Here is a 14,231-nt window from a genome sequence, read left to right as displayed (position 1 = left end):
TCGTCCGCATCCCCTGAGTCAGGCCTCATTCCAGGCGACTCTAGCCTCTGGTATACCAGACGCCAAGTAAAATTAGAATGTGTCTATAGTCATTTAGGGGCGGGCAGCCGCCCTGCCGCGCCCCCTTGCGCAAACTGTTCGCGGGAACCTTGCCTCAGGTCTTGTTCATGCAGTCTTCGATGTAGAACCAGCGATCGTCGCCGGTCAGGCCCTTGGATTTCACCTCGCCGCGGCAGGCTTTCAGCTTCGGCTTGTTGGCCGCCCATTTGGCCTTCATGTCCTTCAACTTCTGCATAGTGAGCTTGATCTTGCCCGGCTTGGCTTGGGTCGTCGCGGCCGGTGCTGCGGGCGCGGTTGCAGTCTGTGCCGACGCGGTATGGAGGCCCGCGGCCAGCAGCATGGCGGCGAGGCAGATACGGGTGCGAAGCATTGAGATCCCCCTGAGTCCCATTCCTGGTGATGTCTAAAAGGCGAACGCTGCGGGACGCAGATGAGCGTCCCGCAGCGGTCTCGACGGCAATCAGAAGATCTTGACCGCGCTCTCCAGCGTCTTCCAGACACCCCAGAGCAGGGGAATGCCGACGAAGGCCCAGAACAGCGCCGCCTTGGCATCAAGCCCGCCGAAGCCGATGCCGTAGGAGCCGTGCGGCCCCGCGGCGGCCGCGCTGGCGCTGGCCGCTTGCAGCTTGGCAACCTCGGCCTCCTTCATGTGCCACTTCGCATCGACCGGCTTGACCAGGTAGTTACAGATCAGGCCCGCGATCAGCATCGCGCAAAGGATGTACATCGTCGTGTTGTAGAGCTGGTCACGCGGCACGCCGGCTGCGAGCTGGAACTCGCGGATGTAGTTCACCACGACTGGGCCGATGATGCCGGCGGTCGACCACGCCGTCAGCAACCGGCCATGGATGGCGCCGACGAACTGGGTGCCGAACATGTCGGCGAGATAGGCCGGCACGGTGGCGAAGCCGCCGCCATACATCGACAGGATGATGCCGAAGCCGAGCACGAACAGGAGCTTCGAGCCCATCGCCGCGAAGGTCGGCGCCAGTGCGTAGAGCACGATGCCGAGGATGAAGAACGTGTAGTAGGTGTTCTTGCGTCCGATCTTGTCCGACAGCGAGGCCCAGAAGAAACGGCCACCGATGTTGAACAGCGACAGCAATCCGGCAAAGCCCGCGGCGATCGCCGCGATCTGCGCCTTCTGCCCGGCGTCGAGCGCGTTGAAGCCGACGTCCGGCAGGCCGATCAGCTTGCCGGCGAAGATCTCCTGCAGCATCGGCGAGGCCATGCCGATCACGCCGATACCCGCCGACACGTTAAGACAGAGCACCCACCAGATCAGCCAGAACTGCGGCGTCTTGTGCGCGTCGTTGAGATGGACGTTGTTCTTCGAGATCATCGCGTTCGCCTTGGCCGGAGGGGTCCAGCCCTCCGGCTGCCAGCCGGGCGGCGGCAGGCGATAGCGGAACGCGCCGATCATCATGAACACAAAGTAGATGACGCCCATCGCGACGAAGGTTTCCCAGACGCCGACCGAGGTCGGGCTCTTGAAATAGTTCATCAGGAGGTTCGCCAGCGGCGCACCGATCATGGCGCCGCCGCCGAAGCCCATGATGGCCATGCCGGTCGCCATGCCGCGGCGGTCCGGAAACCATTTCACCAACGTCGAGACCGGCGAGATGTAGCCGAGGCCGAGACCGACGCCGCCGATCACGCCCGAGCCCAGCCACAACAGCCAGAGCTGATGGGTGTAGACGCCGATCGCGCCGAGGAAGAGGCCGCCGCACCAGCACAGCGCCGAAACGAAGCCGGCCTTGCGCGGACCCACCCGCTCCAGCCAGCCGCCCCAGACCGCCGCCGCGATGCCGAGCAGCACGAAGAACAGCGTGTACATCCACCCCATGCTGGCGACCTTCCAGTCGCAGCTGGTCGTGAACAGCTCCTGGAACAGCGAAATGTCCCCGCAGGTCTTCGGCGCGGTCAAGCCGATCGCGCGCGACAACGGGAGCCAGAACACCGAGAAGCCGTAGGCCATGCCGATGCAGAGATGGATGCACAGCGCCGCCGGCGGTACCAGCCAGCGATTGAAGCCGGCAGTCGCAATGGTTCGTTCGCGATCAAGAAAACCCGCGCCGCGGCCTGCAATGGTCCCGGCGCTTTCCACAGTAGCCATACATTCCTCCCCTAAGCCGCCCTTCTGAACAGCCTGCCGCAAATATCCTGATCCTCAGCCCGTTGCGGGGCAGCCAATGTCCCTGCTGCTCCGCCCAATCATCCGACGCGCGCCAGGATCGTCGCGCGCATCCGAAAAAGTTAACCCCGCGAGCGGGGTGCTATGCCGATACGACGTGCAAGCTTCGTGTGGCCCGTTCCGCGTATCGCAGACAAGACTCAACCTCCGCGCCTGCACGGAGATTGTCAATTGGGGCAGAAGCCGTGATTGATGTCGATAGACAAATGGTCGGTATCAGCGCGGTAACGTCCTCAAGGACGCAACGCAGCATTGATGCTTTCTATTGAGCCATTTGTCTTTTCTATCAAGAACACGATGCGCGCGTCGTTGCGCTCGGTGATCTCCACCGTGTCGCCCGTCTCGCGGACCAGATTCGGAATGTCAATCACCGACAGCGGATCAGTGCAGTGCACTTCGAGCTGATCGCCCGGCCGCAAAGGCTTCAGCGCCTTGCGCGTTTTCAACGCAGGCAATGGGCATTTCAGCCCGGTGAGATCGAGCGTCGTTCTGGTCATGGGCGCAACATGGCCGGGCGAAGCGCTGGCGTCAACGAAGGAACGTCAAAGCAAATCCGCATAGGACAGGAACCCCACGCTCTGGCCGGGCTCGACACGAATGATGTCCTCGCCAAGTTCGATGAGGCCGTCGGTCTCAACCAGCGAGGACAACAGGCCGGCGCCCTCGCGCGGGAACTTGACCGCCTCCAATGCACCGTCGTTTCCGCGCCGCAAGGTCGCGCGGACATATTCGCGGCGGCCGGTCTTCTTTTTGTAGGTGAACGCCGCGCGTACCGGAATCGGCAACCGCGGCTCGGGCAGGCTGCCGGCAAGCGCCAGCACTGTCGGTCGCACCACATGAACGAAAGTGACGAAGCTCGCGACGGGGTTGCCGGGCAGACCGATCAGCGGCGTGCCGCCGATGATGCCCATCGCCACGGGCCGTCCGGGCTTGATCGCAATCCGCCACAGCACCAGCGAGCCGATGCTTTCGACGGCCGCCTTGACATGGTCCTCCTCGCCGGTCGAGACGCCGCCGGTGGTCAGGATCAAGTCGTGCACGCCCGCAACCTGCTTCAAGCCATTCGCCAACGCGATTCGTTCATCGCGCAGGATGCCGAGATCGCTGACATCGCAGCCGAGCCGGCGCAGCATCGCGATCAGCATGAAGCGGTTGGAATCGAACAGCTGCGAGGCGGCGCGCGGCTCGCCGGGCGAGGCCAGCTCGTCGCCGGTCGAGAACACCGCGACGCGGATGCGCCTGATCACGTCGAACCTGGCGAGGCCGAAGGCTGCGGCAAGCGCGACATGCTGCGGCCGCAGGCGCTGGCCGGCGCGCAGCGCGACGTGCCCTTGAGGGATGTCCTCGCCGGCAGGACGTACATTCGCGCCGGGCTTCAGCCCCGCCGGCAGCACGATCTTGCCCGATACATCGATGCGGACATCTTCCTGCATGAAGACGGTCTCGGCTTCCGGCGGCATCGGCGCGCCCGTGAAGATGCGCGCGGTGTGGCCGGGCTTGATCGGCGCATGCGCAGCCCCCCCGGCCTGGATGCGGCCATCGAGCGGCAACGCTTGCTCCGCAATTTGCGGCAGGTCCGCGTTGCGCACGGCGTAGCCATCAACGGCCGAGTTGGTGAACGGCGGCAGCGGCAGGGGCGCGGCGATATCCCGCGCCAGCACGCGGCCGTCCGCATCGACCAGGCCCACCGTTTCGAGATCGGTAATCGCGTTGACGCGCGTGGTGATCAGGCCAACGGCCTCGTCGACCGACATCATCGGTCCGCCGAAGGCAAAGCAATCGTCTGACAGTTGCGCCATAGTGCCTCGTCAGCGCATCGCGGCGCTTTTGGCCACCGCTTCTTCGACCGGCATCGCCGCACGCAGCATCAGCGCCGCGGCAGCCTCGATGTCATCGAGATGGACAGTCGGCAGCCGCGTGTCAATCGCGACGTCGGTCGCGATCCCGGCAATGCCGGGATCGTCCGGAAACAGCAGCGGCTTGCCGTTGGCGGCGCGGTGCACCTCGATCTTGCGATGCGGCTCGCGCTTGAAGCCCTCGACCACGACGAGATCGACGGCGGACAGCTTGCTCAATAGTTCCGGCAGCCGCGGCTCCGCCGCACCGCGCAACTCGTGCATCAGGGCCCAGCGGTTTGACGATGCCACCAGCACCTCGGCCGCCCCCGCTTCGCGATGGCGCCAGGAATCCTTGCCAGGCACATCGACGTCGAACCGGTGATGCGCGTGCTTGATCACGGAGACACGCAGGCCTCGCGTGTTGAAATGCGGGATCAGCCGCGTCAACAGCGTGGTCTTGCCCGCACCGCTCCAGCCTGCAAGGCCGATGACTTTCATCGCATCTAGATCTCCGCGGCCGGAACCGCCTTCTCCATCATGGTGAGCATGCTTATATCGGCTTGACCCGAATGTCATGCTAACGTCACGGCTATGATGAAGATCGACAAAGCCCCGGTGCCCCTCATCGTTCCCAATCCGGACGACCCGCGCCTGACGCAGAGCGTGACCGGGACCGACCAGACCGGCGCCAGGGTCGAGATCAAGGTGCCGATGGAGCGGCCGCTGACGCTCTACCTGAATGCGCAGGAGATCGTCACCATGATGACAATCGGCGACTATCCGGAATATCTGGCGCTCGGCTACCTGCTGAACCAGAACATGCTGAAATATAATGACGCAGTCACCCAGGTCGAATACGACGACGACCTCCAGGTGGTCGTCGTGCGCACAGAGCACCACACCAATTTCGAAGCCAAGCTGAAGAAGCGCACGCAGACCTCGGGCTGCGCGCAGGGTACGGCCTTCGGCGATCTCTTGGAGGCCGTCGAGAGCGTGGCGCTGCCGAAGGCCGAACTGCGCACCTCCTGGCTGTACCAGATGACGCAGACCATCAACACCATGCCCTCACTGTATCTGGAAGCCGGCGCGATCCACGGCTGCGTGCTGTGCAAAGAGGGCACGCCGCTCTGCTACACCGAGGATGTCGGCCGCCACAACGCCGTCGACAAGATCGCCGGTTGGATGTACCGCCACGGCGTCGATGCCAGCGACAAGATCCTGTACACTACGGGACGCCTCACCTCGGAGATGGTGATCAAGACCGTGCGGATGGGCATTCCGATCCTGGTGTCGCGCTCCGGCTTCACCGCCTGGGGTGTCGATCTCGCAAGGCAGGTCGGCCTGACGCTGGTCGGCCGCACCCGCGGCAAGCGCTTCATCGTGCTCGCCGGCGAAGAGCGGATCGTCTACGACCAGAACCTCGCTTACGTCGAGGAGGAGTCGGCCAAGCACAAGCGCAAGGGTGAAGGTGGTGACGACTGACATCCCCGCCACGAGTATTCCATCAACTCTTGGCGTGCTGCTCGCGGGCGGCCTCGCGCGGCGCATGGGCGGTGGCGACAAACCGATGCGCACGATCGGCGGCCGCACCATTCTCGAGCGCGTGATCGCGCGCCTGTCACCCCAATGCAGCGGGCTGATCCTCAATGCGAATGGGGATCCCGCGCGCTTCGCCGCCTTCGGCCTGCAGGTCGTCGCCGACAATGTCCCGGGCTATCCCGGCCCGCTCGCCGGCATTTTGGCCGCGCTCGACTGGACCGCATCGAATCGCCCGGAAATCGAATGGGTGCTGAGCGCCGCCGGCGATTGCCCGTTCCTCCCGCGTGATCTCGTCGCGCGGCTGCACCAGGCACGAGAGCGAGACAACGCGCAGCTCGCGGTCGCCGCATCCGGCGATCAGACGCATCCGGTGATCGGATTGTGGCGCGTCGCCTTGCGCGACGAGCTACGCCACGCCCTTGTCGTCGAGGACCTCCGCAAGATCGACCGCTGGACCGCGCGTCATCCACTGGCGACGGTGACGTGGCCGACCGCGCCGCTCGATCCGTTCTTCAATGCCAACACGGTCGAGGACATCGCCGAGGCCGAGCGGCTGGCCGCGCTGGATGACGCAGCCTAGAGCACGATCCGGAAAAGTGGGTATCGGTTTTCCGACAAGATCATGCTCACAATAAGCTAAGCGCGATGATCATTCATCTTTATTGCCATCGCGCCTTGGCGCGCTGCGCGGAGCTCGTGGCCGTGAACCGGACCGCGCAAGGGAACGAACAATGATCGATACGTTGCCGGGATGAGCCATGGCCGACTCCCTCTTGGATGTCATATTCGAAGTTGTCGATTTCGCCATCGATGTTTCGGATACGATCAATCGCAGGAAACGGCTTAGCAAGCCCGACATCGTCCGGCTCGAGCGCCGCGTCGTCTACGCGGGCCGGAAGCCCGCGTGCTGCAGTGCGGCGCGCGCCTCATCCGAGCCGAGCGCATCGAGAAAAGCCTGCACCGCCGGCCGCTGCTCGCGCGCCATCACCAGCGCGAAGTCGTAATGCTCTTCCGAGAACGGAATGAAACCGAGCCCGACCGCATGGGCGACTGGCGCAATGGTCATGCCCCAGTCGGCGCGGTGCTGCGCGACCGCCGCGGCCACCGCATTGTGCGAGCGCGGCTGGTTCCAGTAGCCTTCGGGCCGCGCACCGCCGAGCAACCGGTCGATCAGGATGCGCGTGCCGGCGCCCTGGTTCCGGTTGACCATGATGCAGGTCGGATCAGCGAGGGCAGCGGCAACCGCCTCCTTCGCGCCGAGCCCGTCGAAACGCTTGTCGCCCTTCCGGAAGACGATGCCCTGCATCCGCCGCCAGCCCGGCACGAGCTCAAGCCCGTCGACGAGATAAGGCACATTGTAGGTCTCGCTCTTGTCGTCGAACAGATGGATCGGCGCGAGGTCACATTCGCCGCGCTTGGCCGCCGCGAGCCCGCCGAGACTGCCGACCGCGATCGAGCGGACGGTGAATCCGGCATGCGCGAGCTGCGCCGTGACGAGATCGAGGCCGGTGCAGTGGCTGCCGACGATGACGAGATCGGGCACGCGCACATGTGGTGTGAACAGCGTCACCTCCGCTTCAGTCCCGGCCGGCATCTGGTCGGCCAGCGCACCGATGCGCAGGAACCCGTCGGCCTGCGCGAAGGACGTGATCGCACCGGAGCCTTTGCCGGAGGGATAGGCGATCAGGCCGTCCTTGCCCTCGACCAGCGAGACCATGACGAATTCGGTGCGGCCAAGCTCGGACGCGATGCGCACCGGCACCGTCGCATTCACCTTGGCATCGGAGCGCGGCGGCAATCCGGCCAGCTTGCGCAGCACCGGCAGGATCATATCGTGAAAGGTGAACATCGCCGAGGTCGGAAAGCCCGGCAGGATCACCACCGGCTTGCCGTCGCACACCGCAAGGCACAGCGGCTTTCCGGGCTTGAGCGCAACGCCGTGCGCGATGATGCCGGGTTCTCCGAGCCGGCCGATGATGCGATGTGACAGGTCGCCGGCACCCTTCGAGGTCCCGCCTGAGAGCACCAGCATGTCGGAGGCCGCCAGCGCGCTGCGCATGGCGGCTTCGAGTTTTGCCTCATCATCGGGAATGGCGCCGAGGAAGACCGCCTCGCCGCCATTCTCATCAATCGCCGCGGCGACGATCGCGCCGTTGGTGTCGTAGATCGCCGCCGGCGCAAGCGCTTCGCCGGACTGCACCAGTTCGTCGCCGGTGGAGATCACGGCAACCCGCGGCTTGCGTGCGACTTTCACCTCGGCGATGCCGCAGGCCGCGAGCATGCCGATCTCGCGCGAGCCGACGAGTGTGCCGGCGCGCAGCAGCGCCTCGCCGCGCGCGATGTCGGAGCCCGCATAGGAGACGAACTGGCCGGGAGATGTCGCGCGGCGGACCTCGATCGCATCCGAGCCGGCCGGCTGGGTGTGCTCGACCATGATGACCGCATCGGCGCCGCGCGGCAACGGACCGCCCGTCGCAATGGGCGTTGCGGTTCCCGCTGCCACTTGCAGCGCCGGCGCGGCGCCGCAATGGATGGTCTCACCGTTGAGCGCAAGGCGAACGGGCGCGCCTTCGCCGGCCGCGGCGAGGTCGGACGAGCGCACGGCAAAACCGTCGACATTGGAACGGTCGAACGGCGGCACATCGATCGGTGCGGTGATGTCTTCGGCGAGTGCCGCGCCGAGCGCAGCACCGAGCTTGCGCGTCTCATTCGGAAGAACACGCGGGAACAACGCCGCCTCGAAGCGCGCCAGCGCCTCCTCGCGCGAGAGAACCTTCAGGAACTGCTCCTGTTCGAGCCCGCTGCGGTCTGGCGGTTTTGGGAACATCGTCATGCCGGAACCCATCTCACTCCCGCATCAGATAAGCATCGACCGGCGCGCCCGCCGCAAATCCTTCGTGGCTGCCGGGAATGAGCAGCCATGCATCCGCGCGGGCGATCGCCTGAAGCGGCCAGTCGCCGACCGCAATCGGCATCCATGTCTGATGTTCCCTCGCGAGCAGCGCGATCTCGGCGATGCCGACGCTGGACGCAATTTTTCGCGCGAGCGGCAAGGTCGCCTGTCTGCGCGGCTGACGCGCCGACAGACGATCGATCAGGGGGAGCACCAGCGCGAACCAGGCCGCGAGGGCATGATCCGGCGATCCCGGCAGGGCCACGGCGGGAACCTTGCCAAGCCGCACCACGGCCGTGGTACGTCCCGGTTGGAGCGCAATTCCGTGCGCGAGCACATCGCCGCGCTCGGCCAGCGCGGTGACGGCCGCGTCCCGGTGGCCGATGCCGCTGCCGCCGACCGTCAGCAGCACATCGCAAGAGGAGACATCGAGCACAGCGGCAATCGATGCCCGATCACGCGCGCCGGCCTCGAACGTCGTCACGTCCAGCCCCGCCGCACGCGCCATCTCGGCGACCATATGCGCCGCTATCGTTGCGCCCGGCACATTGACGATGCGCAGCCGCGGCCGCCGCACGCTGAGCTCTGCCAAACCCGCGATGCGCACGATGAACAGATCGGCTGCGCTGACCGGGTGCCCCTGTCGCCCGGCAGGCGTGCGGTCCGCGACATCGCTTCGGGCGCGCCTGACGCCCTGCCCCGGCACACCTTCGGCCAGCACCTGGACCAGCGGCCCCAACACCTCGACCGCATCGGCATCGAGCACGCAGTCGCATTCCGCAGGCATCGCATCACCGACCTCGACCCAGGCAGGCGTCCCTGTGAGAGGCAGCGGCGAATAGGCGGAGGCGCCGACGAGATCATTGGCGCGGAACGCCCAGCCGTCCGCGGCGGCGATGTCGCGCAGCGGACAGGCCGGAAGCAGCGGAGCGCCCGCCGCAATGCAGCCGGCCGCTTCGGTCAGCGGCAAATCCACCGGCGCAAGCGGATCGACGCCGCGCAGCAATGCGGCGAGCGCAACGTCGAGCGATGTGAGCGAGGGCGGCAGGCGCTGGGTCATGCGCCATGATGGACCATGCATCGCCCGGTTTGGCAACCGCTGGCGGTGCGGACATCAGCCGCCCGACCTGTCCGCATTTGGAAAGAACAGCTGCTGTCCGTCGACCTTGAAGCCGGCGATCGCGGTCTGTCCCTCCGGCGAGGTCAGCCAATCGACGAAGGTCTGCCCGAGCTCCTTCTTCACGTCCGGAAACTTCTCGGGATTGACCAGCATCACGCCGTACTGGTTGAGCAGCCGCTTGTCGCCTTCGACGACGACGTCGAGACCGCCGCGCTCCTTGAAGGCGATCCAGCTGCCGCGATCGGACAGCACATAGGCGTTCGCGGCGCGCGCGGCCTCGAGCGCCGCGTTCATGCCTTGCCTAGCCTCGCGATACCAGGCGCCCTTCGCGCTTGCGATGTCGATGCCGGCGACGATCCACAGCGCGAGCTCGGCTGCGTGGGTGCCCGAGCGATCGCCGCGCGTCACGAACGGCGCGCCCTTGGCCTCGATCGCCTTCAGCGCGGTCGCAATGTCCTTGCCCTTCACGGCGGCGGGGTCGCTCTTCGGCCCGATCAGCAGGTAGTCGTTGTACATCACGTCGTAGCGCTTCGATGCGAATCCGTCGGCGACGAATTTCTCCTCCTGCGGCCGCGCGTGCATCAGCACCACGTCGGCTTCGCCCCGTCGCGCGCCCTCGAGCACCTCGTCGGCGCGGCGCGCGATCACGGTGACGTCGATGCCGGTCTTGTCGCGGAAGATCGGCAGGAGATAGTCGAGCAGGCCGGACTCCTGCGTCGATGCCGTCGTCGCGAGCACGATCGCGCGGTCCTCGGCGGATGACGCCGCAACGGCTGCGCCAAGGCCGCAGAGAAGCGCAAGCAGAGCGGACAAGCGGCGAACGGCCATGGACGGGTTCCCTCGGATATGACGCGATCATGATGATGATCGATTGCGCCGCACTCGTGACGCATTTCGCATCGCCAGTCGGGTCTCGGCAACAAAAGATAGAGCTGCAGTCCAATCACCACAGCAGCAGACGTCGCCGCGCGCCGGCGCGCTCGCGTCGAGGCGCGACATTCGGGAAAGTTCGGCAACGCCGCGACGTTTATCTCGATCGCGATCGCAACCCCCGCCATGCGCGTGCACAGGATCGTTCACCAAAGCAAAAATCGCCGGCGCGGATGTGTTGCAAAGCAACGAAATCAACGTGCATGGTTCCATTGTACAGAAATTGAAATGCAGAATTCCACCTGCGTCGAGCGTCAAAAAGAAGCAAGAATTTGCATAGGAATGCAGGATGGAATTCCTGACCACCAGCGAAGCCGCCGACTATCTCCGGCTCGGCGAACGCAAGCTCTACGAACTCGTCACCAATGGCGCGATCCCCTGCAGCAAGGTGACCGGAAAGTGGCTCTTCCCGCGGCACGAACTCGACCTCTGGGTGCTCTCGGGCCTCGCGCGGCCCGCCGGCATGCTGATCGCGGAGCCGCCGCCGGTCGTGGGCGGCAGCCAGGACGAGCTCTTGGATTGGAGCCTGCGCGAATCCGGCTCGGGCCTGGGATCGATGACCGAGGGCAGCGCGCGCGGGCTGGAGCGCTTGCAGCGCGACGAGGTGATGGCAGCCGCGGTGCACTTCCACAGCCTCGACGCCGACGGCAATCTTGCCGCTGACGCCAGCGCGACGGCGCTGCGCGACGCGCCGGACCTGCACGATGCCGTGCTGGTCGCATTCGTGCGCCGCGAGCAGGGCCTCGTGCTGGCGCCGGGCAATCCGAAGCGGCTGCGCGGCCTCTCCGACGTGCTCGCGCTCGGCGCCAGGATGGCGATGCGGCAACAGGGCACTGGCGCGCAGATGCTGCTCGACGTGCTGCTGAAGCGCGCCGGCGCCTCGACGCGGGATCTGCACCGGATCGAGGCGCCGGCCCTCACGGGTCCGGACCTCGCCGAGATCGTGCGGGCGGGACAGGCCGATTGCGGCGTCGCGACGCGGGCGGCGGCACGTTCGGCTGGACTGGATTTCGTGCCGCTGGCCTGGGAGAATTTCGATCTTGCGATGCGGCAGCGCAGTTATTTCCGCCCGGCCATGCAGGCCTTGATCAGGTTCCTGAACGAGCGGAGGCTGCGCCAACGCGCCGAGGAGCTGACCGGCTATGATCCCTCGCCCGCAGGACAGATCCGCTTCGCAGCCTGACATTGACGCCCGCCCCCTAATAGTTGCAAAAGAAACCAATTCAGCCGGGCCATACCCGGGGCAACACCGGCCAACGCGCCGGATCAGGGGAGGACAAACGTGAATCCAGCGAGATTTGGACTGCCGGTCGCGGCTGCCCTGGTGGCAGCGCTATTGCCGGGCACAGCTTCGGCGCAGGTGTCCGACAACGTCGTCAAGATCGGCGTGCTCACCGACATGAACGGCCCCGCCTCCGCGCCGACCGGCCAGGGCTCGGTGACCGCGGCGCAGATGGCGATCGACGATTTCGGCGGCACCGTGCTCGGCAAGCCGATCAGCATCGTGATCGGCGACCACCAATTGAAGGCCGACATCGGCGCCTCGCTCGCGCGGCGCTGGTACGACGTCGACCAGGTCGACCTGATCGTCGACGTACCGGTCTCCGCCGTCGGCCTCGCGGTGCAGAACATCGCCAACGAGAAGAAGAAGCTGTTCATCACCCACTCCACCGGCACTGCCGACTTCCACGGCAAGTTCTGCTCGCCTTATGCGATGCAGTGGGTGTTCGACACCCGCGCGCTCGCGGTCGGCACCGCGGATGCCGTGGTCAAGCGCGGCGGCGACAGCTGGTTCTTCATCACCGACGATTACGCCTTCGGTCACTCCCTCGAACGCGATGCCTCGAGCGTCATCACCGCCAATGGCGGCAAGGTGCTGGGATCGGTGAAGCCGCCCTTGGCAACGGCTGACCTCTCCTCGTTCGTGCTGCAGGCGCAGGCCTCCAAGGCCAAGATCATCGGCATTGCGGCAGGCCCGCCCAACAACATGAACGAGATCAAGACCGGCTCGGAGTTCGGCGTGTTCAAGGGCGGCCAGCAGATGGCGGCACTGCTGGCGTTGATCACCGACATCCACGGCCTTGGCCTGCAAGCCGCGCAAGGCCTGCTCCTGACCACGTCGTTCTATTGGGACATGGACGACAAGACGCGCGAATGGTCGAAGCGCTATTTCGCCAAGATGAACAAGATGCCCTCGATGTGGCAGGCCGGCGTCTATTCCAGCGTGATCCACTATCTCAACGCCATTAAGGACGCCGGCACCGACGATCCGCTCAAGGTCGCCGCCAAGATGCGCGAGAAGCCGGTCGAGGATTTCTTCGCCCGCAACGGCAGGATCCGCGAGGACAATCTGATGGTGCACGATCTCTGGCTGGTGCAGGTGAAGACGCCGGAGGAGAGCAAGTACCCGTGGGACTATTACAAGATCCTCACGACGATCTCCGGCGAGAAGGCGTTCGGCCCGCCGGACCCGGCGTGCGCGCTCGTGAAGAAGTGACGATGTAGCGAAACACACACTCGTCATGGCCGGGCTTGACCCCGGCATCCACGTCTCTTCTCAACCGCGGTGACGCGTGGATGGCCGGGTCAAGCCCGGCCATGACGGCCGTGGGTGTGGCTGTTCCTATTTCACCACCCCGATCTCGCGAAAGTACTTCATCACGCCCGGATGGATCAGCTCCGTCTTCGGCGCGGCCGCGACGGTGTTCGCGGCCGTGGTCTCGCAGGCCTGCGCGAGCCGCTTGCAGAACGTCGCCTCGACGCCGTGCAGCGTCTTCGCCAACCGATAGGCGACATCGTCGGGCAGGTCCTCGCGCGTTAGGACGAAACTCCAGGAGCCGAGCGAGGCAATCGGCTCGCTCTGCTTCGGATAGGAGCCGGCCGGAACCGTGAGCGGCTTCAGGAACGCGTGCTTGGCGCGGATGCGCGCGATCTCCTCTGCGCTCGGTGCGATGAAGCGCGCGCCTGCCGCGCTCGAGGCGACCGCGGCAAAGCCGGGCCAGCCGATGCCGGCGCCCCAGAGCGCGGCGACGCGGCCGTCCTCGACCATCGCAGGGCCATCGCCGGCGCGGTCGAGATAGATGGCGTTGAAATCCTCGTCCTGCTTGAGGCCGAGGCCGTCGAGCACATAGCGCGCCAGGATCGGCAGGCCCGAGCCCTTGGCGCCGAACGCGACGGGCTGGCCGACGAGATCGCGGATCGTCTTGTAGGGACTGTCGGCCCGCACCACGAACATGCCGGGGTTGGAATAGATCGCCGTGAGAATCTTCAGCGCTACCTTCGCACGGCCGATGCCGGCAAAGGCCTCATAGGCCGGCTCGCCCGCGACCAAAGCGAGATCGAGCTCGCCTTTCTCGAGGAGCGGGATGTTCTCGTTGCTGCCCTTGGTGTTGCGCGGCGCGATGGTGATTTGCGGATCGGCCGCGTTCATCACCTCGGCGAAGGCATTGCCATAGAGCGGGAAGCCGCCGCCGGGCGTCGCGGTACCGAGGCTGAGTGTCGTGGTCGGAATGGCCTTGCCTCCGGTTTGAGCCACGACGGGGGTGAAGGGCAGCACCGCTGCGAGAAGGAGAATTACGAATCTCATGGTCAGTCCCGGCGGGCCTGCGTCAACACCGACTTGCGGCGATGTAGGCAGCGGCCCGTTTTTGTGAAAGC

At 65.7% G+C, this 14,231-nt stretch carries 13 protein-coding genes; 4 read left to right on the top strand and 9 right to left on the bottom strand.

All coding sequences use genetic code 11. From position 1 onward, the window contains the following. Positions 1-154 precede the first annotated feature (154 nt). The 5 genes from AC5V87_RS09630 to mobB form a co-directional block, all read right to left on the bottom strand. Entirely contained in the window at positions 155-430 is a 276-nt protein-coding gene (locus AC5V87_RS09630; protein WP_495370794.1) for a hypothetical protein, read from the bottom strand. Positions 431-520: 90 nt separating this feature from the next. After that, complete coding sequence (locus tag AC5V87_RS09625) at positions 521-2,176, bottom strand: OFA family MFS transporter (protein WP_456840349.1); 1,656 nt, start codon at positions 2,174-2,176, stop codon at positions 521-523. Positions 2,177-2,487: 311 nt separating this feature from the next. Continuing rightward, complete coding sequence (locus tag AC5V87_RS09620) at positions 2,488-2,751, bottom strand: sulfurtransferase TusA family protein (protein WP_495370793.1); 264 nt, start codon at positions 2,749-2,751, stop codon at positions 2,488-2,490. A gap of 45 nt (positions 2,752-2,796) precedes the next feature. Further along, positions 2,797-4,053, bottom strand: coding sequence for a molybdopterin molybdotransferase MoeA (locus tag AC5V87_RS09615; protein WP_495370792.1), 1,257 nt, complete (start codon positions 4,051-4,053; stop codon positions 2,797-2,799). A 9-nt stretch (positions 4,054-4,062) separates the two neighbouring features. After that, a complete protein-coding gene (gene mobB, locus AC5V87_RS09610; RefSeq protein WP_456840352.1) occupies positions 4,063-4,590 on the bottom strand; it encodes a molybdopterin-guanine dinucleotide biosynthesis protein B in 528 nt (175 codons plus the stop codon). 93 nt (positions 4,591-4,683) lie between these two features. Here mobB and fdhD point away from each other — a divergent pair, with 93 nt between their 5' ends. Further along, positions 4,684-5,574, top strand: coding sequence for a formate dehydrogenase accessory sulfurtransferase FdhD (gene fdhD, locus AC5V87_RS09605; protein ID WP_456840353.1), 891 nt, complete (start codon positions 4,684-4,686; stop codon positions 5,572-5,574). After that, positions 5,555-6,211, top strand: a complete 657-nt coding sequence (gene mobA / locus AC5V87_RS09600) for a molybdenum cofactor guanylyltransferase MobA (RefSeq protein WP_456840354.1) — start codon at positions 5,555-5,557, stop codon at positions 6,209-6,211. Before fdhD ends, mobA begins: the two co-directional genes overlap by 20 nt. Before the next feature lie 303 nt (positions 6,212-6,514). On the opposite strand, the gene AC5V87_RS09595 is transcribed toward mobA, so the two are convergent. Genes AC5V87_RS09595 through AC5V87_RS09585 form a run of 3 tightly spaced genes read right to left on the bottom strand, consistent with a single transcriptional unit; the run spans position 6,515 to position 10,472 of the window. Then, the gene (locus AC5V87_RS09595) at positions 6,515-8,464 is read right to left on the bottom strand and encodes a molybdopterin biosynthesis protein (protein ID WP_456840355.1); all 1,950 of its coding nucleotides are present in this window, start codon (positions 8,462-8,464) and stop codon (positions 6,515-6,517) included. Between the two features lie 13 nt (positions 8,465-8,477). Next, the gene (locus AC5V87_RS09590; protein ID WP_456840356.1) at positions 8,478-9,584 is read right to left on the bottom strand and encodes a molybdopterin-binding protein; all 1,107 of its coding nucleotides are present in this window, start codon (positions 9,582-9,584) and stop codon (positions 8,478-8,480) included. Between the two features lie 54 nt (positions 9,585-9,638). Further along, positions 9,639-10,472 (bottom strand): ABC transporter substrate-binding protein, encoded by an 834-nt coding sequence (locus AC5V87_RS09585; RefSeq protein WP_495370791.1) that lies wholly within the window; start codon positions 10,470-10,472, stop codon positions 9,639-9,641. Between the two features lie 391 nt (positions 10,473-10,863). Between AC5V87_RS09585 and AC5V87_RS09580 the strand changes: the two genes are divergently transcribed. Together AC5V87_RS09580 and AC5V87_RS09575 are read left to right on the top strand one after the other, a co-directional pair. After that, on the top strand, positions 10,864-11,757 hold the full coding sequence (locus tag AC5V87_RS09580) for a substrate-binding domain-containing protein (protein ID WP_456840358.1): 894 nt from the start codon (positions 10,864-10,866) through the stop codon (positions 11,755-11,757). A gap of 99 nt (positions 11,758-11,856) precedes the next feature. Next, positions 11,857-13,071, top strand: a complete 1,215-nt coding sequence (locus tag AC5V87_RS09575) for an ABC transporter substrate-binding protein (RefSeq protein WP_456840359.1) — start codon at positions 11,857-11,859, stop codon at positions 13,069-13,071. 126 nt (positions 13,072-13,197) lie between these two features. Here the strand turns inward: AC5V87_RS09575 and AC5V87_RS09570 are convergent, their stop codons facing one another. Then, a complete protein-coding gene (locus AC5V87_RS09570; RefSeq protein ID WP_456840360.1) occupies positions 13,198-14,160 on the bottom strand; it encodes a TAXI family TRAP transporter solute-binding subunit in 963 nt (320 codons plus the stop codon). Positions 14,161-14,231 lie beyond the last annotated feature (71 nt).

This window comes from Bradyrhizobium sp. SOJA106 (assembly GCF_059448745.1).
The sequence above is the reverse complement of the archived record's forward strand: the minus strand, read 5'-3'. Positions and strand labels throughout refer to the sequence as shown.